The sequence below is a fragment of the Vibrio sp. VB16 genome (assembly GCF_015594925.2).
Lineage (GTDB): Bacteria > Pseudomonadota > Gammaproteobacteria > Enterobacterales > Vibrionaceae > Vibrio.
Map to the genome: position 1 here is coordinate 1,892,243 of NZ_CP087590.1, position 22,434 is coordinate 1,914,676.

Annotated in this window: 17 protein-coding genes; 5 read left to right on the forward strand and 12 right to left on the reverse strand. The window is 41.2% G+C overall.

What is annotated here, in order from left to right:
• Window positions 1–2 precede the first annotated feature (2 nt).
• The 3 genes from tehA to hpfG all read right to left on the reverse strand — a co-directional run bounded on the left by tehA (window position 3) and on the right by hpfG (window position 4,600).
• On the reverse strand, window positions 3–935 hold the full coding sequence (gene tehA, locus IUZ65_RS08645; RefSeq protein ID WP_195703349.1) for a dicarboxylate transporter/tellurite-resistance protein TehA: 933 nt from the start codon (window positions 933–935) through the stop codon (window positions 3–5).
• Between the two features lie 121 nt (window positions 936–1,056).
• The gene (gene hpfH / locus IUZ65_RS08650) at window positions 1,057–2,013 is read right to left on the reverse strand and encodes a (2S)-3-sulfopropanediol dehydratase activating enzyme (RefSeq protein ID WP_195703350.1); all 957 of its coding nucleotides are present in this window, start codon (window positions 2,011–2,013) and stop codon (window positions 1,057–1,059) included.
• A gap of 55 nt (window positions 2,014–2,068) precedes the next feature.
• Window positions 2,069–4,600, reverse strand: a complete 2,532-nt coding sequence (hpfG, locus tag IUZ65_RS08655) for a (2S)-3-sulfopropanediol dehydratase (RefSeq protein WP_229638023.1) — start codon at window positions 4,598–4,600, stop codon at window positions 2,069–2,071.
• Between the two features lie 350 nt (window positions 4,601–4,950).
• On the opposite strand from hpfG, the gene IUZ65_RS08660 reads away from it, so the two are divergent.
• Entirely contained in the window at window positions 4,951–5,691 is a 741-nt protein-coding gene (locus IUZ65_RS08660) for a sulfite exporter TauE/SafE family protein (protein ID WP_195703351.1), read from the forward strand.
• 116 nt (window positions 5,692–5,807) lie between these two features.
• On the opposite strand, the gene IUZ65_RS08665 is transcribed toward IUZ65_RS08660, so the two are convergent.
• The 4 genes from IUZ65_RS08665 to IUZ65_RS08680 form a co-directional block, all read right to left on the reverse strand.
• Window positions 5,808–10,901, reverse strand: a complete 5,094-nt coding sequence (locus tag IUZ65_RS08665) for a tetratricopeptide repeat protein (protein ID WP_195703352.1) — start codon at window positions 10,899–10,901, stop codon at window positions 5,808–5,810.
• A 103-nt stretch (window positions 10,902–11,004) separates the two neighbouring features.
• Window positions 11,005–11,520 carry a GNAT family N-acetyltransferase gene (locus IUZ65_RS08670; RefSeq protein ID WP_195703353.1) on the reverse strand — a complete coding sequence of 172 codons (516 nt, stop codon included), beginning with the start codon at window positions 11,518–11,520 and terminating at the stop codon, window positions 11,005–11,007.
• A gap of 48 nt (window positions 11,521–11,568) precedes the next feature.
• A complete protein-coding gene (locus tag IUZ65_RS08675) occupies window positions 11,569–12,315 on the reverse strand; it encodes a substrate-binding periplasmic protein (protein ID WP_195703354.1) in 747 nt (248 codons plus the stop codon).
• A gap of 307 nt (window positions 12,316–12,622) precedes the next feature.
• Complete coding sequence (locus IUZ65_RS08680; protein WP_195703355.1) at window positions 12,623–12,901, reverse strand: hypothetical protein; 279 nt, start codon at window positions 12,899–12,901, stop codon at window positions 12,623–12,625.
• 349 nt (window positions 12,902–13,250) lie between these two features.
• Between IUZ65_RS08680 and IUZ65_RS08685 the strand changes: the two genes are divergently transcribed.
• On the forward strand, window positions 13,251–13,736 hold the full coding sequence (locus IUZ65_RS08685; RefSeq protein ID WP_195703356.1) for a VOC family protein: 486 nt from the start codon (window positions 13,251–13,253) through the stop codon (window positions 13,734–13,736).
• A gap of 139 nt (window positions 13,737–13,875) precedes the next feature.
• Here IUZ65_RS08685 and IUZ65_RS08690 read toward each other — a convergent pair whose 3' ends face one another.
• Window positions 13,876–14,067: a hypothetical protein gene (locus IUZ65_RS08690; protein WP_195703357.1), complete on the reverse strand. Its 192-nt coding sequence runs from the start codon at window positions 14,065–14,067 to the stop codon at window positions 13,876–13,878.
• A gap of 60 nt (window positions 14,068–14,127) precedes the next feature.
• On the reverse strand, window positions 14,128–14,763 hold the full coding sequence (locus tag IUZ65_RS08695) for an alternative oxidase (protein ID WP_195703358.1): 636 nt from the start codon (window positions 14,761–14,763) through the stop codon (window positions 14,128–14,130).
• 186 nt (window positions 14,764–14,949) lie between these two features.
• Here IUZ65_RS08695 and IUZ65_RS08700 point away from each other — a divergent pair, with 186 nt between their 5' ends.
• Window positions 14,950–16,359: an aminotransferase-like domain-containing protein gene (locus tag IUZ65_RS08700; protein ID WP_195703359.1), complete on the forward strand. Its 1,410-nt coding sequence runs from the start codon at window positions 14,950–14,952 to the stop codon at window positions 16,357–16,359.
• Window positions 16,360–16,442: 83 nt separating this feature from the next.
• Here IUZ65_RS08700 and IUZ65_RS08705 read toward each other — a convergent pair whose 3' ends face one another.
• Together IUZ65_RS08705 and IUZ65_RS08710 are read right to left on the reverse strand one after the other, a co-directional pair.
• Window positions 16,443–16,895 (reverse strand): MarR family winged helix-turn-helix transcriptional regulator, encoded by a 453-nt coding sequence (locus tag IUZ65_RS08705; protein ID WP_195703360.1) that lies wholly within the window; start codon window positions 16,893–16,895, stop codon window positions 16,443–16,445.
• Window positions 16,892–17,515 (reverse strand): type 1 glutamine amidotransferase family protein, encoded by a 624-nt coding sequence (locus IUZ65_RS08710; RefSeq protein WP_195703361.1) that lies wholly within the window; start codon window positions 17,513–17,515, stop codon window positions 16,892–16,894. The genes IUZ65_RS08705 and IUZ65_RS08710 overlap by 4 nt, the downstream gene beginning before the upstream one ends.
• A gap of 277 nt (window positions 17,516–17,792) precedes the next feature.
• Here IUZ65_RS08710 and IUZ65_RS08715 point away from each other — a divergent pair, with 277 nt between their 5' ends.
• The gene (locus tag IUZ65_RS08715; RefSeq protein ID WP_195703362.1) at window positions 17,793–19,811 is read left to right on the forward strand and encodes a methyl-accepting chemotaxis protein; all 2,019 of its coding nucleotides are present in this window, start codon (window positions 17,793–17,795) and stop codon (window positions 19,809–19,811) included.
• Between the two features lie 157 nt (window positions 19,812–19,968).
• Here IUZ65_RS08715 and IUZ65_RS08720 read toward each other — a convergent pair whose 3' ends face one another.
• Window positions 19,969–20,226: a DNA polymerase III subunit epsilon gene (locus tag IUZ65_RS08720; protein ID WP_195703363.1), complete on the reverse strand. Its 258-nt coding sequence runs from the start codon at window positions 20,224–20,226 to the stop codon at window positions 19,969–19,971.
• Between the two features lie 410 nt (window positions 20,227–20,636).
• On the opposite strand from IUZ65_RS08720, the gene IUZ65_RS08725 reads away from it, so the two are divergent.
• Window positions 20,637–22,217, forward strand: a complete 1,581-nt coding sequence (locus IUZ65_RS08725; protein ID WP_195703364.1) for an ABC-F family ATPase — start codon at window positions 20,637–20,639, stop codon at window positions 22,215–22,217.
• Window positions 22,218–22,434: the final 217 nt, after the last annotated feature.

Sequence of the window (22,434 nt, forward strand, 5' to 3'; positions counted from 1 at the left end):
CCCTACTTTCTCTTCTTCATAAACATACCTAACGTGCGTATGCTGAGATAACCAATAAACAGATTCGCACCAATAAACACAGGTATGGCAATGAGCTCTGCGGCATACACACCAGTCAACGCGAGTTTTAGACCACTAACCGTTGCTGCTGCGATGCCAAATGTGTAAGCCCAATACGACGGAGCGAAAGGTTGTGCGCCAAGCCATTTACCTAGACGAATACCAAGCATCAATTGATAAAGCCCATACCCCCACAACATCAGAACCCAGTGGTCATTACTGCCTGGATTGATTGAGAGCCAAGCCATAGCACACACAACGGGTGGAGCGAATTGGATACCCAGCAACGGGCGTTGTTGTGAAGGTAGCTCTTGCGCTTGCCAAAGACGTTGGATAATTAATGACTCCAATGCTAGCCATGAAAACATACCCGCCCCCAGAAACAACCAGCCCCAATCGGGATACCCCAGAGCACCGAGTGCGGCAGCACTAGTAAAATTTCCCGCAACAGTGGGAAGATACAATGTGGGTACAGAGTCTACTTTGTTACGGCCGCCTTTCCAGAGAGAACCGTTATGCCAGAGTGAAAAGAACAAATGCCAAACAATGCCTGCAGTACTCAAAATCAAGGCTATCGGACGTGAATAAGGTAGAACGGCGAGTACGATAAGCAATGTAGATACACCTATCAGAGCTGGCGTACCGCCTTGTACAGGATGGCGAAACTCTTGACTGATCAATGCTGGGTTGCGTATCGCTTTCGCGATATAGACGATTAGTAAAGTCAACCACACCAATGTCGCGACGGCCAGTATGCTTTCACCAATGATAACGGGAAATCCCCAAAGAGGATGTGCGAGGCGCCAAGCTTGCCCTAAACCGGCAAGCCCAAGCACGATGCCGAAGTAAGAAGCAGGAAGTGTTGTGTTAGACATGATTCTCTTTTGGATTCGAAAAAACGAATTACAGCATAAATAGAATTTGAGAGCAAAAGTATTAACTAAAGTACCGATCAGCATAATGGGGGTTATTTAAATGCTAACTCGTATTAATTATTTACATTGCCTGCTTTTCTTTTGTACCGACCAAGCAATGTATACCCTGTTGATTGAAATACTCGGCAATATTATTCACTCGATTTTGAAACTCGACCCTATCAAAATTAAGATCTCTCATATTGTAGCGTAACCCTAACGATTCATATTTCTCTTCACCAAGGCGCATAAAACTTAGAAGCTGCAACGTGTTAACCTGTCCAAGCATCTCATCAACAATAAAGTTCGCCGTCGCCTTTATGTTATCAACGTCATCATTGACAGTCGGGATGACAGGAATTCTCAATATAACTTCTTTATCAGTTCTAGAGAGCTGTTTTAGATTGCTTAATATTTTTTGGTTATCGACCCCGGTGTGTTTTTTATGTCGATGTCTATCCATAAGCTTTATGTCTGAAATAAAAAGATCGGTATAGGGAAGTAGTTCTTCGATTTTATTCCAGTTGGAATAAAGGCTTGATTCTATACAGGTGTGGATACCCTCTTGTTTACAAGCCTTAAATAGAGCTAAAACAAAATCACTCTGGAGCAAAGGTTCACCGCCAGATACTGTTACGCCTCCTCCCGAACGCTCATAAAACCCTCGGTCTTTCAAAATGACTTTCATGCACTCATCTACAGACATGGATTTACCCCACTGCTTGATTGCCTCAGACGGACACTCATCAGAACAACCAAGACAATTAGTGCATTTGTTGCGATCTATCTCTTCAAGCTTAGAGCCCGAAAAAATCAACATCTTAGGGTCATGACAAACCTCTTTACATGAACCACATTTTTGATTGGAGATACATTTATTCTGATAAACGCCAACCTCGATATGCCTATTAAAACTTTCTGGGTTACCACACCAATCACACCTTAGTGGACATCCTTTTAAAAAAAATTCAGTACGAATGCCTGGACCATCATGTAAAGTAAAACGCTGCACGTTAAGTACAGTTCCTAGGTTTGACACTTTCAACCTCAATATATTATTTTAAAAGTGGACGAATTCACGTCCACTTTATTGATCAAAACCTAAGCTCAGTTCGATGAATTAGGTCATCTTGCAATGGTTTGCCAAGCTCAACAAAATAAGCACTGTATCCTGCTACACGCACAAGCATGTCCGCATACATTTCAGGATTTTTTTGTGCCGCTCTCATTTTTTCTGAGCTCATAATGTTGAATTGAACATGCATGCCTTGTTTGGCGATATATTCATCAATAAAACTGACCAAGATATCTCGACCTTCTACACCAGAAACTGCATCTTCAGGGAATCGAAGGTTTAGCAGAGTTCCGTTGGTTGCGAGGCTATGGTCAACTTTTGTCACTGAGTTAACAATGGCTGTTGGCCCATAAATATCGTGAGAACCACCCGCGGTATGAACCGGTCCCATGTTGTCAGAAATGGGTTCTTCATTTTTACGTCCATCCAACGTTGCGTTGGTATACAAGCCCATACCAACGTTTGCATTCACTGTATAAACGCCCGGACTAAACTGACCGCCACGCGGATTTTTGCGGCCTTTAATATGACGACAATAACATTCAAACATAAATGCAAATAGTTCATCTGCCTCGTCGATATCGTTGCCATAATGAGGAATCTTAGAACTATTAACGAGTGCATAAAGCTTCTCATATCCCCGCCAATTGTTCTTTAGGGCCTCTAGTAATTCCTTTCCAGTATACTTCTTATCGTCGAAGACCAACTTTTTAATAGTAGAAAGTGAATCGGCACAGGTTGCAATACCCGCCGCTTGTGGCGCCGTTCCATTGTATTTCACGCCCCCGTAGGTCATGTCTTTACCTGATTCAATACAGCCTTCAAAAAAGGCTGAAATATAAGGTGTCGGCTTGACCATACGATGGATCTTGTCGGTCACGTTTAAGCAACTACATAATTGGTCACACCAATAAGCAAATTGCTTATCAACGCTTTCTAACACTTCTTCGAACGAGTTATACGTTTCTAGACTACCGGTATCAGGACCGAGTTGTTCTCCTGCGTTAGGTCCAGATAAAATGCGACCACCATTGATCACCATCTCCATCAATTTAGCCGTGTTCACATAACCCGCATCAAGCCAACCATGCTCTTTGCCAGGGATTGCTGGTTCTACACAACCTACAACGGCGTAATCCCTCGCTTCTGTTAATGTGACACCTTTGGTTAACATTGCTCTAAGTGCAGGACCGTCATTAAATAGTTTAGGGTGTCCGTAACCGGCTCTAATACACTCAATCGTTTTTATCTTTAATTCATAAGGGGTGTTTTCATGCAAACGTAAACATACCCATGGATTCATCATTCGAGTATGTACAGAAGCTTCTAATATAAGCATTGTTAGGTCATTGGTCGCGTCAAGACCATTTGTGTCAACGCCACCAATAGTTAAACTTTCCCCTCCAAAACCACGGCCATTTCGTACTTTTACGGTGCCTTTGTCTTTCAATTTGGTGGGATTATTTATTTTTACATAAAGCACTTCAATCAATTCTAGAATAAACGCTTTCGAGACCGAATGTTCCTTTATGTCTTTTTCATAGAATGGGTATAACCACTGATCCATTCGCCCATATGAAATTGAATGGCCGTTACCCTCGATCTGCGTCAACGTGACCGCAAAATTGAATAACTGAGCAGCTTGCCAGAAGCTCTGAGGTACGCCGCCTGCAATTTGAGAACAGTTTGCCGACATATCTTTCAGTTCTTGCTTTCTATTTATGTCGACCTCATCGGTTGCCAATTCGTCCGCGAGTTTTGCATAACGTGTGATATACGTTTTGGCGGCCTGCAAGGTGATAATAGTGGCCTTGTAATAGTCTCTTTTGTCACTGAAATCTGGGTCTTGCTTAGATAACTTGGCAAACGACGTTTTTGCTTGCTCTAAAACGCCATCGTAACCAAGTGTCATTAGTTTATTAAAATCCATTGCGAAATGGCCAATTCCAGCAAAATGATAGTTGTTTGTCTGGAATACCTTTTCACCCATATGAGACCCTTTCTTTTGGTCGTCATCAAGATGGGCTGTTATTATCTCATTCGCACTTTTTCCTTTCCAATATTCACAAAGCGCTAGAATTTCTGCCCTGTCTTCATCATTACGGATATAAAACTGGTCGTTTGTCCGTTCTTCAAATGGAGAATTCAATATTTCATCAATAATCCAGTCGACAGAAAACTCTGGATAAATGGGGGAAGCTTTGGCTGGAGCGGCAATTTCACCTAAGATTAATTCTTCATCGTATACATGTATCGTTGTGTTAAGAAGAATGTTTTCAAAGGCGTACGCACATTGAAGAATACGTGGAACATCCTCATAAGCTTTATAAGCTTGCGTGACGAGTCGCAACCGTTCTACATCAATTTCGTAGGGTCTATCAAGGAAAGTTTGTCGTAATTTATTTACCCTTGGGTACGGTGACCAATCCTCATGACCAACCTCATAACCCAGCCCATAAACCTTATCAAAGTCTTCTGTTCCTCGCGCCAAAGTATGAGCATTTGCGTTCATTTCATGCAAACTCTCCTTATCCACCTGGAAGTTGTCCATTGTTTACCTCTTAAATGTATAAAACTGAAATAATTGTCAAATCGATGGAGTTCTATCGTAATGAACCGGCCATTACTTCCCCAGAATGAATGGTTTCATTATACGACATGCCTCATCTTCATCCGAGAGAAATGTCACAAATCGAAACTAAATTGACAAAAAACAACATTATGTGACAGAGGTAATGGTTATTATATTTGTTCAGTTTATAGTGTCCGTGCATTTCCTGTCGGCTCGTTTGGGCACGGGAAAAACGTTTGCAGAGAAAACCATTCATCGTATTTCAGTGATATCACATTCACTAGATTCAACCATAAAGCGAACTATCGCTTTTTTTTTTAGGAAGGAACATGGACACCACCATCATATTAGTTTCGATGATCATTGCATTAGCCGGATTTACCCAGGGTTTGACTGGGTTTGGCTCTGCATTAGTATCGGTACCGCTACTCTCACTTATCGTAGGTGCCCAAACAGCCGTACCCATTGCTGGCATATTTGGGTGGCTAGTGACATTTCCTATCGTGTGGAAAATGCGTCACTCGATCCAGCACAAGACGGGGTTGATCCTTTTCGTTGGTTCAATTCCAGCCTCATTCGTAGGTGCTAAACTACTGGCTAGTTTGCCATCGCAATACATTCTACTCACCATGGGAGCGGTGTTGATCGCTTCAAGCTTGCATTCAATGCGCTCAACTAAGCCCTTATTCAAGAAAACCTCAATACCCATTACTCTCGGAGCAGGTTTTACCTCAGGAATGCTTGGTGCAAGTGTCGGTGAATCGGGGCCACCGGTGATTGCCTATACCTCAATGCAGCCTTGGAGTGCTGACCAGATTAAATCTACTTTGGCCTTCTTTTTCATGCTGCAAATGATTGGTGCCAACATCAGTTTTTGGAACGAAGGGCTTATTACGGACGAAGTGTTGTCGCATGTTATGTCTGCGATGCCAGCCTTTGCGATTGGTTTGACAGGGGGTATGATTGGGTACCATTTCTTACAAAAATACAAAATAAACTACCACCATATTGTGCATTGCTTTTTGTTGTTCATGGGCTGTGCTCTAGTGTTTAAAAATGTCCACTTTTGATTGATTTTGTCACAAATGATATTTAAAGAGAAAAATCCAGAGATGATTACGGCTGTTTAGTGTTCTGGTGTAGGCGAGTCTATCTAGACTCGCCAGTTAAAGCTTAGCTTTTATACTTACAGCAAGGCCAGTAACACCAAAACCATTATCATCCTATTGGTGAATGACAACTCACGCTGAGTAAATCGATAGACCAGCTTTCTTAATGGTGGCAAGAATAACCCCGCTATAACTGTACATATCAGAGCCATTTTAGGTTCGCCTGATGATACCGCGCCAAAGACAGCAACAAAAAAAAGCACACCAAACATCCAACTGAATACTGCGTAAACACGACTTATCCAGCGGCAGTGATGACTGATGTACTTCGTATCACTTAACAATGCATCATCAAAATCAAATTGGTCCCACGTTACAGGTCTCCCCTCTGATTTGTTTTTCTCAATTAGGTCAACGATTTCTAACGCTTTTTTGTTGAGGGAAAGTGCCTCTTCCTCCCGGTCGACCTGCATATATAGATTGGCGAGCGCATCTAAACCGTAAGCAAAATCTTCCCCCCAACGATCTGGTTCTTTCTCACTTGCCGCGCGCCTTACCCATAGGGCTTTTCGCTCAGCAATTATCGCCTCTTCTAGCTTATCGCCTTTTTTGTAACAGGTTGCTAGGTTGCTAAGGCTAGTTGCGTAACTTCTTTCCCATACATTCTGTGATTTATTGTGTTCAATCTCTGTGGCTTTCAATGCTTTTTCTGCGCAAGATATTGCCTTCTCAACTTGATCAATGGAGAGGTAGCACATCGAAAGGCTATCTAGGCTATTTACGTAACGATAGGCCCATAAGCTCGGCGCCTTTTCATATTCAATACTGGCAAGCTTAACGGCTTCACTTGATAGAAAGATCGCTTCAGTAATATTGCCTAATTCGCTATAGGAAAAAGCCAGATTGGCTAAAACTTCCGCGTGATACTTTGCCCACTCTTTGGGCGATAGTTGGCATTCAGTTCTGGTTATTTCTAATGCTCTCTCCTCTAGGGCAATCGCATCGTTAAGGTGATCTTGCTTTTTGTAAGACGAGGCCAGATTTGACAGGGTGATGACATAATCGACGGCCCAAACTTTCGAGTCATGGCTATATTGTTCTTCGATCTGGCGCAGTAGTTCTTCTTCTATTGCGATGGCTTCTTCACAGCGGTCAACTTTCCCATAAGAGACCGCTAGGTTTCTATTAATATTTACCTGCTTTTCAAGCCACGCAGCTGGCTGGGTAACGACCTCTTGGGCAATGATGCGCAATGCTTCTTGCTCCAACTCGATGGCCCTTTCATATTGGGTGTTTTTTTTGTAGGCGCTCGCTAAACCAGAAAGCGCAGTAACATGCTCTTCTACCCAGAGTTTGGGGGCCTTACCATATTCTTTACTGCTAATTGAATGAGCCGTTTTCTGCAATTCGATGGCCTGTTCTATCTGATTTACAGAAATATAAGATACAGCGAGGTTGTTCAAGATATTAACGTAACTTTTTGACCACACTTTCGGTGAGTTTTTCGTCTCCACCTCTAGAATCGTTAGTACCTCTTTATTCAGCGCAATGGCTTCATCTGCTCGGCCAGTTTGATCATAAGAGCTGGCGAGATTGGCCATAATCTGAGTATGGTATTCAATCCACACCTGTGGCGTCTTATCATATTCGACTTTACTGATAGAATAAGCGTGTTGTTCCATACCGATAGCGTCATCCACACGATCTGTTTTTTTCAGCGTTGCCGCCAAATTGACAAGGCGGGTAAGGTAATCCTTCTTCCATAATCTTGGAGCACGATGATAACAAGCTTCCGTCACTTTTAACGCTTGTTCTTCTATTCTGGTCGCCTCGTCGATGCGCCCCAATTTGACATATGAACTGCCCAAATTACCCATACAGGTAACGTAATATCTTTCCCACTCTGATTCGGCGATTTCATATTCTCGCTTACAGATAGATAGAGCGATCTCTTCTAAGGCAACCGCATCATTAAAACGGTTTAGCTTTTTAAATGAGTAAGCCTGACTGATTAGATTACTGACATACAGCTGACCCCATGTGCCCACAAGACTTTCATAGTTACGTTTTAATAAAGGTATAAGCGACGCTACAATCCTCAGTGACTCCTCAATACGACCCGCACTAATGTAGCAAGTAGCAAGATTAGATTGAACCACTGCATCTAACTCACTCACACTATCTACCGTTTTTTCAGTGAGGGACAACGCCTTCCTATGTAGTGCGATGGCCTTAGAAAAATCACCTACATCTTCATAAGAAGAAGCCAATAACGTTAGCGTTTCTCTGTACTCATTTACCCACGCATCTTTATCGTGTTGAAAACCTTCTTCGCATACTACAAGCAATTCACCTTCTAATTCTATCGCTTCTTCTATACGATTAACGGCGCTTAATGAAATAGCTAGCGCCATTGATGATTTGTAGAAAGTTCTTATCCAATCAGGTTTAGCACTCTGTTTTGCTCTTTTTGCAATAGAAGACTCGACGGTCTGATAAAACAAGCGCTCCGAGGTATCTGCACTGTCCAAACTGTCTATCGCTTTATTGTAGAATGGCTGTGCTTTATGCTGCGCCTCAACTACGTCCAGAATGATTCTATACATGGTGTCTGTCGCCACTTCTACTTCGTTGGCGAATCTATCCTGCATCAAATAGTCAAATTGCATCGTTAAGAATGTATGTAATAGAGCATGGCGGTATTGATACTTGCCTTGTTCTCCCATATAGCGTTTTAAAATTTCGTACACTTCTTCAATAATAACGTAGTGCTCTTCGTTCAGGCTCGTATCGCTTCCGCCCTCATGTAGGTGCGTTTTCAACGGGGCCAATTCTGGAGCGTTCGAAGCCGCAAGGGCCGCTAGAGAGTTTTTCACTAATACGGAAGAAAACGGCGTCCCCATCACCGACGAAAATAGCAGCGTACTCACCGCTGTCGTGCCAAATTCAGAAAAGTATTGCCTTAATAGATGAAGCCTTTCCTCAAGCACTGCATAAGCCATTAGGTTAAACGATTGGAAGCCTTTGGCATTTGTATAGTGTGAAAGTGAGGCTTTATGTTTCTGTTCGAGTGTAATAAAAGTCTCTTTAATTACTGCATCAAGCTCGCCAATCTGTGGGTTAATACGCAGCGGTTTGTCTACTATCAGCCTAGTCAGTTGCGACCCTTCGTAAAACTTGTCATCACATAGAATATTAATCGTTTCTACGGCAAACAGCGTATTCACCGTTTTAGACTCAGAATCTGTTAATTTTGTTACCACCTGATCGGACAAGGTCTCTAATTGCGTTTTGTCACCTTGTATCACTTTAGCCATCAGTTCAGTTAGCGATGCTCGATTCAGGCCGGTTAAATTAATATTGGTACAGGCAAGAGAGCAATGATTACTGACCAATTTGACCTTCTCACTTCCCGCAACCGCTGCCATTTTAAATAGTGACTGGGTAAATGGCTTTTCAGCGCCAGCGGCGCTTTGTCTTTGCAATACAGTCGCGGCATCGCTGGGTCGTATTGTGGCAATCAGATAGACATCAATCATGCTTAGAAGTCGAGTCGACAAATATTCAGCCGAGATTTCGTCTATCCATTGCAGATCATCAACAAAAAGAACCAGAGGAAGAGCGTGGCTGTTTATCTGCTGTAGTTTCTGTATTGCAGCATCCAGCGCCGAAAATTTCTTCTCCTTGCTCTGTTGATGAACGTTATCTATCGAACCAAAGTCGTTGCCAAGTACCTTGTCTATTCGGTCATCAACCAATAGCCGTTCTCTCGCAGCTTGACCAACATGAACCACTTCCTCAGCGCCGTTAAGAATAGCGCCAATAACCTTGAGTGCGCCTTCACGGCTCGCTGCTTTTTTAATTAACCCTATTCCCTTGTCTTTCCAATCCCGCATAAGTTCAAGCCTAGGGGCTTCGCTAAGGATACTTTTTTCCAATGAACTCAGGCCAGTGTTCATAGATTGATGTCCCACTTCATTCACTAGCCTTAGCGAAATAATCTCTCCTTGCTCTTGAACCTCTTTGATATGTTGATTAACTAGGGCCGTCTTGCCAATACCGGGTTCGCCAGCAATTATCGCGATTCGATTAGTCACGACGGCTTCTTGCTTTGTACCAGGTAATTGCTCGCCACCGCTTTTTGAGCGAAAGCGTTGATTGAGAGCAATTAACTCGTCTTGTCGACCAATAAACAGAGAAGATTTCACCGCAATCGTTGGGATATCACTACTTGGACGCTCCAAAATTGCATAGCGCTGGGCAAATCGCCGTTGATCATCTAGCAGCTCTTTCTTGGATTGAAGCGATTGTTCCACCTTTTGGTAAGGCTGAAAATTTTCGTCACTATATTGATATACAATGGAGAGGCCTAAGCTTTTATCTTTTTCTTTTAAGTACTTAGCATAGGAAACAACCAATGATAACAAAGCCAGTGAGTTATCATCTAGCTTGTGTGGGTTGTTGATATAAATGAGTTTGGACTCGCCAACGGAGACAGCCAAAAGTAATTTAAACGCCAATGGAAATATGTTGTGTTCTTCGCTTTGAGAAAATGTTTTAAACAGCTTATGCAATTCTCGTTTCGCTTCAGTGGACAAAAACAGCTCATGGTTCTCTAGGTGATGTGCCATTATTCCACCTAGCCCTGCACTGGATGTGTCTTGAAGCACCGATTCCACTCTATCCAGCAAAAAACTACTCAGATCAAGATGCTCCTGAGCCGAATCGATAATAGAAGAACTAAAAGCATCGCCGATTTCGTTAAATATGAAATCCACACCTTTGTCTAGAAAACCCCCAGCAAAGTCGTTTAACAATCCACTGGTTCCAAGTGTAACGCCGGCCTTTATCGTCTGTTTGATCACCTGTACATTAGCGATATTTTTCAGGTCATTGCGGAGCAACTGCAACAGGGCTTCAAGAATGGCAAATTCAGATGGGTCATCGCCATTTGCACTGATAACGATAACGTTGGTTTTATCACTATTACTTAGTTTGTGGTTAAACACACTCTGAGCAGAAAACAGAGCGACATCACTCGTGTCGACAGCGATTTGCTTATTATCAATGAAGCTGTTCAGGTCTGTGCCAGAAAGTTCTATCAGTAACGGAGTAGAGACCGCTCTTCCCAGATCGCTAACATAATTACTATATAACTCTGTTTTTTTCATTAAATGACCAGCCCTAAAATTACCTATTCTAGGGCTAACTTACTCAAATATGTGAAGAATTACTATGTGGAATTGTAGATTCACCTTAAGAAACCGTGAAATATTAGGATAATGCTCTGTGGTATTGATTTGCATCTTCCATATGGTCATTTAATTCAGTGTAGTTGCTCAGTTTTTGAACAAGATGAAAGCCGTTATTGGTTAAAATTTTATTTGATCCAACATTGTTCACAAGTGCAAACGCGTTTACGTATTTAAGCCCTGATGTTTTTGTTAGCAGAGTAAGCAGTTTTTTGACCGCACTAGAAGCCACACCTTGAGATATATAAGATCTTCCAACCCTATAGCCCATTTCTCCGTGTTCACCTTTATCATCTATGCGATGTAAATTTATACGTCCACAAATAGTGCCAATATCATTTTTTATTAACATGGGATACATCTCACCATTCTCATATTTTATTAAGAAATCAGAGATTTGCTGTTTAACGCCTAAAAGAGAATAGAAACGGTCTTCACGAGAAGGGACATGTTCTTCGAACCAACGTTTATTATCAACCTCAAATTTCAAAAGTGCTTCAGCATCTTTCAGGCGAACTAAGTGTAGAGATATTTCCATTATCGGTACCCTAACGCTTATTAATCGGCTTTATACCTAGACATTATATCAACGGTATTTATCGTAGATTCCGTCGATAATGCCTTCTTCTTTAAGTTTAACAATCGCCTTGTTGAATCGAGTAACCGCGGCTTCCTTTGTTGGATGGAAACGGATCATCATATCCAATGAATGATAAGGTTTGCTTAGAACGGTTTCATCTTCTAAATGCTGACTCGTGATCTGATATTGAGCAAAATCTTTGTTCATAAGTGCTTGAGAAAGACGACCGGCCACCAACAGTTGGATCAACTTATTCTCATTTTTGACAGGATAAGAACCGATGCGTCCGTCTTCAAAGTAAGGGGTATATTTGGGGTAATAGTACCCCTTCACCACACCTATAGTTTCACCCAACAAATCTTCCTGAGAGTCTACTTGTGCATAACTCTCTTTATTAAACAGAATAATTTCATCCGCCACTGCAAATGGGATGCTGTAAATACCTGGAACACTAGAGTCGCTTCTATAGGCGGGGTTTGTCATTGGTTCAATGTGTAATTCGCCAGTCTCGAACAGGTGAAGCGCGCGATTAAAAGGAACCCTTACATACTCAATAGTATCTCCTGTTTCTTGAGACAAGGCTTTGAATATATCTTTGATTGTTCCTGTTCGAGCGTCGTCTTCATTAAAGAAGTACGGAGGAAAAGAGCCAGTATGTAACATTACGCGCAACGTGTCCGCGACGCTGGCATAAGAGAAGGTAGAAGCCAATATGACAATGGCCAATTTTAAATTATTTAGCAGTAGCTTCATTACAATCCCTTTAATAAGAATTAGACAAATACGGTTTACCACCCTATTCACCAACTGAATTGATAAGATTGTAGTTTATACAATACGCAAAACAGATCAAATGATCTTCTATGATTTATAATCGTTTTATGACATAGGTTGTCAAGGTCATCATTGTAAAAAAGCTAAGTTGTATTGGAGCAAGACTGTCTTAGCTTTTTCAAATTATCATAATTCGACATAATGAATTAAAAAATGAGCTATTAATAAATTAATTCTATAATCGCAACTTTCGTCTAAAGAACCTCTCGCATTTGAATAAACTTGGTCACTTACTCCGGATCCACTTCCATAAGGCAATGAAGCCCTCAATCAATACGTAAGAAAAACTCATCTTGACTTGTTCTTGGCTGATTCGGGAAAAATCACGGTTGTATTTCTTAACCGCATCAACGGACGTTGCGGCTGTTATTGGACCTCCATCGAGTTCAAAATTCTGATCTATCAAAGCGAGTTTGTCCGCTTGGTAGTACTCTGAATCGACTTCCAAATAGGTAAAATCCGTAATTTGATTATTTGGGAACGTGAAGAATTGATATCTTGGCATTTCGTTTTCCGTTACTTAACCATCACAACTCTAAGTTATTGAACTAATAGTCAATTACTTAGAGTTAACACGTCGCGATTCTACCTTGTAAATTATCAAAATCTTATATTGGCGTCACAATTATGAAAAAAAGCGTATTTGTCGAGAGGCAATGAGTTTCGGATACATTCGATGTTGTTTAAAAAGAGATAGGTTGTGTATAAAACTTAACGTCTGTGAATCATCTCATTAATAACAAAAAATTATTAGCTTAATAAATTATGATAATTTTAACTAATAGCAATCTTTCCATATACTCTTCTCATCGAAACAAAACACGAAATAAATAATTGGATTACTGGAGAAATTTATGAAAATGAATCACGTGGGAATCATGGTTGGTAATATGGACAAAGCGGTTGAGTTTTACACAAAGGCGTTAGGTTTAGAAGTCGTGATGAACAATACGAAAGTAACGGAAGAGCGCGAGACTGCAATTGGACGCATGTGTATTGCCGTTTTCGGGGAAGGCTTTAAAGGTTTTAACATTGCTCATTTACTCACCAATGACGGGATTGGGTTCGAGTTGTTTGAAATGAAGGAGCGTCAAGAGCGCCACGACGTCGATTTCTCTCGCATTGGTATTTTTCACTTCTGCCTTCAAACAGATGATTTCCACGGTGTGATTAAGCGTACTGAAGAATTTGGTGGCAAGGTACGTATGGATATTATGCGATACCACCCTGAAGACGATAACAATAAAGCGCAGATGGTTTATCTAGAAGACCCATTTGGTAATCTATTTGAACTGTACTCGCACACTTATGAAGAGACTTACGCTGCAGATTACGAGTAATCTAACGTCGTAAATTAGGCTAAGAAAAGGATTGGTTTTTTGACAATCCTTTCTACACCAAATGAACGGGGTCTTTATCGAATCAAAAGGCGTTGTTCTTAATCCTTTTTAACTGGGTCCAGCTTAGTCGCCCGGTGATCTAATCTTTTGCCGCAATCCTTACGCCCAACCAACCTAGAAACAACATAAGGAAAGGAACTGAGGCAAGCGTTATTTCTGTCATAGGCGCATCGACAAACATCTTGGCACCCAATAGATGGGCTCCAACGTTTAACACAATGACGGCACCAGCGATGGCAAATAGACGCATTTCTTTCTTAACACTATTCATTTTATACTCTCCACTAAAATATTGAGATCAGTGACTTCCAACTAATAGATAATCAGTAAATTAATATTGGTGTTCTGGTAGGTTTTTATTTTGGTAACAATCCGCAAACTCATGATTTCTATCTCGGTGTTTTGCCTCATCTTCACGGATTTTCAAAATAACATCTCTCAACTTCGCATTTGAAGGTAACTGGTAGTAATCAATTGCCATTTGAGGCGCTGATAGGTTTTCTACCTTTCCTTCATCGATTCGTTCTAAGTATTCTGTATAGCTTTTACATGCCTCTTCTTCGAAATACCCGACTATTCTATGGGCAATTTTTGATGACAAAATATAGATGGTACTGTACACAACAATGAAAACAGCCTGCCCTATCAATACCAATAGTCTTTCTATCCAGCTTGGGTTCGCAATATTCAAGAAAATCATTAAATGCATCCTCTCATTTTCTGCTTCATCTAATAGCTCTTTAATCCATCCTTGATCATCTTTCATTCTTCGTAGCGCCTTAAGATGATTGAACATACCCGCAACCATTCCCGGTACTGCCGCAATGGTTTCTAAAATTACTGCACGTTTAGCATATTTGTCCCCATAAAATAGGTTAAGTAAAAACTTAAGGCATTGCGTTATTCGATAAGCGACATGTTCTGAAATTTTTGTCGCATCTCTGTGCGTAAGTTGAAATTTTTGCATTGCAGTTTTAGCCAAGTATGGGCTTAGGTCGGTACCTTTCGATCACAAAATAGGTACAACCGAAGCATCTTTTAAAGTTGCTCGATTATATCAATGGTTCGTTGATCTATAATAGACACAGAAACTAGACTATTATGTATAACAGACCGTTTGATTACCACTCATTACCTATCTAAGTGAAGTCCATTGGCTAAATATATTGAGCTTGCAGAACAGATTAAGAGCCAGATTCAGAGCAATGTCTGGGAAATAGGCGATAAACTCCCATCATTGCGGAAACAAACTGAACTATCAGGGCTTAGTTTAATGACGGTAATGAATGCCTACCAATTATTAGCGAATCAGGGCTGGGTGGTGTCTCACTCTCGTTCAGGTTACGTTGTTGCCCCTCAGGTCGAAGATTTTCCGATCCTATCTCACCAAAACGACCCGCAGATAACTGAATCTGTCGATATCAACGATTTTGTATTTGATATCTTGCAGGCCAGTCGAAAAAAAACAATGACCAATTTTGGATTTGCCTATCCAGATCCAAACCTTTATCCTCAAAATCAAATCAACAAGTCTTTGATTCAAGCCGCACGGAAGATGCCTGCGTCTCATGCTTTAGATAATCTTCCACCAGGCAATGAAACCTTGCGCAAAATAATTGCGAAACGATATGCCGCTCAAGGTATGAATATCAACCCTGAGGAAATAGTGATTACTGCCGGTGCATTGGAAGCACTAAACTTAAGTTTACAAGCAGTAACACAAGCTGGTGACTGTGTTGTCGTTGAGTCTCCGACATTCTATAGCGCTCTTCAGTCGCTAGAAAGATTGAACCTACGTGCGCTTTCTATCAATACACACCCGAAAGAAGGGATCGATCTTGATTCCCTCGAAAAGACACTTAAAACCCACAAGGTTAAGGCGTGTTGGTTAATGACTAACTGTCAAAACCCACTTGGTTTTACGCTATCCGATGAAAAAAAAATTCGTCTTGTTGAATTACTGACAAAGCACAATGTCCATCTAATAGAAGACGATGTTTACAGCGAACTCTACTATGGTGGCACTAAACCAAGACCAGCAAAAGCGTACGACAACAAGGGAATGGTTCTACATTGTTCTTCTTTTTCTAAATCGCTCGTCGCAGGATTTCGTATTGGATGGGTAGCCGCAGGAACCCGCGCATTACAGATTCAAAAGATTCAGCTAATGAGTACATTGTCGACAAGTGCACCCGTTCAACTAACTCTCGCCAATTACTTATCTACTCGGCATTATGAAACTCACTTACGTCAGTTAAGAAGAACATTAGAGCAGAGAAAGTTTCAAACCTGGCAGTTATTACGAGACCACTTCCCAAAAGAAGCCAATGCTTATTACTCAACGGGAGGCTATTTTATATGGGTTGTACTACCTGAGCATGTTAATGCAACCGAGCTATATCGACTCGCTCTGCAAGAAAACATTAGCATTGCCCCAGGAGAGATGTTTGCTACAAATCAACTGTTCATTCATTGCTTTAGAATGAATGCTTCACTAGATATTTCTGACAGCGTTGTATTGGCAATCAAACGATTAGGGTCGCTTATAGAAACATTAATTTAGACTCTGGCGTCGTCATAGTGCGCTAAGCTAAGTATAGCGACTACGTGTCACCTCATCGTCCTTGAGTTTTATGGGCTTCAATATCATGGCTTATTGTTTGGAATTAAATTATCTAAGGCGAGATTTAGCTCACCGAGCAATTCGGATAACTGAGCCATCGATTCAAAACCAATTTCATCAGCAAGTCGTAAAGCAAACGCCCCATGATGCGGGCTTATTTTTGCAATAGACTCCAAGCCTTTTTCCGTGGGCTTAAGTAACATGGCTTTTCGATGAGAAGGATTCGATATCGATTCAAGAAGCCCGTCATCTATCAATTTAGTACTTGTTCGCTGTACACTCTGCCTTGTAATTCCCATTTTACGGGCGATTTCAGCTTGAGTCCGTGGCCCATCAAGCACGGCTCCCAGCACTTGCCAACGCGTGGCGGTGATGCCTGCCGGTGCAGTTAATTGCTCCGCAACTGTGAGGAATTTTCCATTCAATGCAAAGATAGTTAACGCGAGCGAACTCAATTCTTTTTTCGGGTCGGTCATTTAGAATGCTCCTCCATTAGATTATAAAAACCCATTGGGTCTTGATGCTGGAAAAGCATAAGCCATGAATTGAGGGTGGTTTCCGAGTACAAATCTAGTTTACGAAAGATCTCAACGGCAAACTCTACAGGGGCAAGGCCACTCGCCGTAATTAAATTGCCGTCTGTTATAGCCGGCACCTCCGAATAGTTTTCACTACCACTATAGTGCTCACCGTCTAAAAACGCTTTTGCATTGCTTGTATGGCGTAACTTATTTAATAAACCTGCACGTGCTAGTGCTGCCGTTGCCCCACAGATAGCGGCGACAGGCGTTCCATGTTTTAAGAAGTTATCTGCACAGGTTACAAAGTCGTCTATCCCTCCAGTTACAGCGTTGTCAGAACCAGCGAGAATCAAAAGTTGGCTATCTTCCGAAGATAGTTGAGCCAAAGACATATCAGGAAGAATCTGAATCCCACCTTTTGTTCTAATGGGTTCTAGCGTCATTCCGACCGTCTTAATTTCGTAAATATTTGGATTTTTTTGAAAGTCAGGACTGTTGATATGAGCGATGACATATCCGTACTCCCAATCCGCCATTGTGTTATACACACATAGATGTACCGTTTTCATTTTCATTTGTGACCTCCCTACATTTGTAAGCATGCTGTCACAATGTAAGCAGGCTGTCAATATTATCTCCGTATTGAGTGAGATACTAAAGTAGAAACAAGTGGTTCTTTTTCCCACAAACGATAGAGCAACCGTAAATCTTATATGTAAATCAAACTAGTAAAGAAATTGTGGGTATTAAGCATTCATCCCCTGTAATGAAACGGACTTATTTCTGTAACCTATTCGCAATCCTACCTATTTAGGATAGTACCGGTTTGAAACTCACACTTCGAAGGCTATAATGAAACGCTCATCAATTTCACTAATTCACGTTTTTACCTTTCTTCTCGTCACCGTCATAGCGTGCTTTATTTGCCTTTCTTTATTCAGTAATAGAGGCATTGATCGTGTTGGATATCAATTCAACAAACTGAACGACCAAATGCTACCTCTAGCACTATCTAACGCGAAACTGACTAAGAATGTTCTACAACACGTTAAATTTATGAACGATGGTTTGCATTCAAGTAGTATTCATTCTCTTAAAGAAACCCAAACTCAGATCGAGCAATATCAACAGCAAGCAAAAATAGAAATTGATCAACTTAATAACAGTGCGACCAAAACCGACTCCATTATATCTGCGTCTCAGGTTATTGAGTTAACAACTCATATTCAAGGACTTGATTCTCTATCTTCAGGTATTTTAGCCATTCAAAATAGTACGCTGAACCTTACTGCACAAATCACTGAGAACCTACCTACCCTTAGGTATGGGCTAGGTTCTATCGGGCCAGAAATGAACCGAATCAGTCAATTTCTAATCGAGGGCAATCCTGAAGCAAACGATGCAGCCAGTCGTTTTGTATCAAGTGCTATTGCGCTTAATAGTACTTTTTTGCTTCTGATGGTAGAAGAAAACAGTGACATAGCGAGAACGTTGTATAAGGAAATTTATAATAGATTGGCGGCGTTAGATTTGGCATTTGACGATCTCTCACTGCTTATACCTGAGATAAAAACTTACACGAGTTTCGTCACGCCATTCGACATTGTGATGACAGAACTGAATGCTGAAAAATCTATCCCAAAATTGCTGCTGATTAAAGTCGCTTTGATTGAAAAACAAGAAAAGATGGTCGATACCGCCTCACAGACATCTTTAACGGTAACGACATTGCTCAGCGGTTTATCTAGTGATATAGAAAACGCAATGAAGCAACGAACATACTCAGTCATTCAGTCTATCAACACATTCAAACAACATATTTTCATTATTAGTTGCATACTTATTATTGCTCTATGGACTGCCGCCGTATTCATGAGGTCATGGATGTCTAAAGGGATGAATAATATTATTCAGCATCTAGCGCATGTTGCTGAGCATGACTACCATTATGATGTTCCTGAAATTGGTCCAAAGGAAATGCAACTCATTGCGAAAAAGTTAAATCAAGTCATGAAATCTACAGCCTACTCGATCAGAACCATGTCTGATAATTGTGATTCGCTTTATCAAACATCAGAGATAAGTAAAAGCGTCTCTAATGATATAGAAGGAGGGTTAACACAACAAAATAATGCTCTATCTTCGATGGCAGATATTGTCGCAGAACTTGACTCATCCATTAACGAAATCGCGCAGTTAACCCAAGATTCTCACACTAAAACCCATGAAGCTACTCTTGCCGCGGCCGAAGGTTTAAATGTCATCGCCAGTAATAATCAAAGACTGACTCAACTAAACAAAGTTTTAGGTCAAAATGTACAGGCTATCGATACACTCGATAGCCAAGTAGAGCAGATTCAGTCTATGGTAGGTGTGATAGCTAATTTGGCCGAAAATACAAACTTGTTAGCGCTAAATGCGGCCATTGAGGCCGCACGTGCGGGTGAACAAGGGCGAGGTTTTGCGGTGGTTGCCGATGAGGTCAGAACCCTTGCAAGTAATACATCAAAACAGACCAACAACATAAGGAAGACAATGCAAGCACTTATCATTGCCTCTGATGAAGCGAAGCAGTCTATCGGACTCAGCCAAACCGAGATGTCATTGTCTTTGGAATCCAGCAATAATGTTAGTCATACCTTTGAGAATATCTCAAATACCGTTGCCCACATTAGCGACAGAATATCCAAGGTCTCTGTCTCTACTACGAAGCAAACACAGGCGGTAACAGAGGTCAGTAATAGTATCTTTTGCGTCAACCAACATGGTGGCAAAATTGGGCTACAGCTCCATGCTTTTGTAGAATCGACAGAAGAAGTCGCCAACATTGCGACACAGCAAAGGGAATTAATATCGACGTATCGTTTGTGACCAGTTAGGGTTCTGAATTCGTTAGGATCTTTAGTTAAGAGAAAGCGGTGATTGTTTACGTTGGTCGCTCCTGCTTAAGTTAATACAACAAAAGCGGCCAAACTATGAATGACCGCATTTTAGCCACTCATCTCACTATAAAGAGGGTTGTACGTTGTTATTTGTCATCGCCACCGATAAACGCTTGTTCTATTCTTTCTAATTCTTGTTGCTCTTTAAGTTCTATTTCTTCCTGACGAACTCTCTTTCTTTCTTTTAGATCATTTTTTTCTGATTTGGTCAGAAACTTCACTGCTTTCTTGTTGGTAAGAGCATACAAGACAACATCTTCACCTTTATCCCTGCGCTCGCTCACTCGTTGTGAAAAACGTTCGTCGTCTCGTGCTTTCCGCTGTTCAGCGTTTAACTTGCTCATTTCTGATATTCTCGTTAGTTGTGTTTATTACGTTCAGCCAAACAATGAGAGGTAATACGCGCTCAAATCGCTGACAGGGAATCTTAGCACAATAACCTTAACTGTCGCATTGGATCTCATGCAACTCTTTAGTTCTATACTTAAAAGGATGTCGTGATTACCCTGTCGAAACGTGTACAGAATAAACAAACTTGGCTGAATATTGTTTAATACGTTTCAATATTGAGCTGTTTTTACTATTGCATTATGGTGCCATAATATAGGATTTGATCCGGATACAAAAGTAGCTCGACATTTGACCAATTAAGTCTGTATAATCCGCGCCTGTTTTACCTACACAACACTCAACCTATACTGTTGTAACAATTTTTCGCTTAGGTTTTGATACATAACATATCCAGGATATTCCATTGATTTCTACCGCAAATATCACCATGCAATTCGGCCCTGCGCCATTGTTTGAAAACATCTCTGCTAAATTTGGCAACGGCAACCGTTACGGGTTAATCGGAGCAAACGGATGTGGTAAGTCAACCTTTATGAAGATCCTGAGTGGGGAACTAGCGCCAACATCTGGCAATGTGTCCATTACCCCTGGTCAAAAAGTCGGAACCCTAAGCCAGGACCAATACGCTTTTGAAAAATACAGCGTTGTCGACGCCGTAATTCAGGGTGATGCAAAACTATGGAAAATCAAACAAGAACGTGAACGTATCTATTCTCTGCCTGAAATGAGCGAAGAAGACGGAATGAAGGTTGCCGATCTTGAAAGCGAATTTGCAGAGATGGATGGTTACAGTGCTGAAAGTCGCGCTGGTGAAATATTGCTTGAAGCTGGAATAGAAGAAGAATATCACTTTGGATTAATGAGCCAACTAGCGCCAGGTTGGAAACTCCGCGTTTTACTCGCACAATCTCTTTTTTCTAATCCAGACATATTATTGCTTGATGAGCCTACCAACAACTTGGATATCCATACCATTAATTGGTTAGCTGGTGAGCTAAACAAACGTAAGTGCACCATGATCATCATTTCCCATGACAGACACTTTTTGAACACTGTCTGTACTCATATGGCGGATATTGATTATGGCGAACTCCGAATATATCCAGGTAATTACGAGTATTTCCTTGATGCATCAGGTCTAATTCAAGAGCAATTGCTCGCGGGTAACGCGAAGAAAACGGCTGAAATAGCTGAACTCCAAGACTTTGTTAACCGATTTGGAGCCAACGCGTCTAAAGCTAAACAAGCGAGTTCACGCGCTAAAAAGCTCGATAAAATTTCTTTAGATGAAGTGAAATCGTCAAGTCGAATGACGCCTTCATTGCGCTTTGACGAAAGTAAAAAAATGCACCGACAAGCATTAATACTTGAAGACCTTAGCCATGGGTTTGACGATGAAATACTCTTTCATGGTGGCAATCTGATCCTTGAAGCCGGAGCAAAGCTTGCTGTTATCGGTGAGAATGGTGTGGGTAAAACTACCCTACTTCGTTGCTTAGTCAACGAGCTTTCGCATAATGAAGGCGTAGTTAAGTGGTCCGAAAATGCGGCAATCGGCTATTGCCCGCAAGACAGCAGCAACGAGTTTGACAATGGGTTTACGTTGTTTGAATGGATGTCTCAATGGAGAACGTCAAAACACAACGACTTGATGATACGAGGCATGTTAGGACGCCTTTTATTCACTGAAGATGATATCAACAAGAAAGCGTGTAACTGCTCCGGTGGTGAAAAAAACCGATTATTGTTTGGTAAATTAATGATGATGGATATCAACGTTCTTATCATGGACGAACCAACCAACCACATGGATATGGAAGCTATTGAAGCCCTTAACAATGCCCTTAAGTTGTTTGAAGGCACATTGATATTTGTTAGTCATGATAGAGAATTTGTCTCATCACTTGCGACACACATCGTTGATATTAAAGACAAGCAACTCATTAACTTCCACGGAACGTTTAATGAATATATGTCCAACTAAAAAAGAGCAACACCTAGCGTAAGCTACGAGTTCCTGTTGTTGTTTACTTCGTGACAATCAATATTAAGAGCAGCCGATTTGGCTGCTCTTTTGCTTCATTTTTTACACAAATAATACCTTGATTTATGGATCAGGATGATCTTTCATTCTTATTTAATCACTCTCATTGACAGTATACTAGCGCAGCGCTTAAGGTTGTTAACCATATAGAGATATC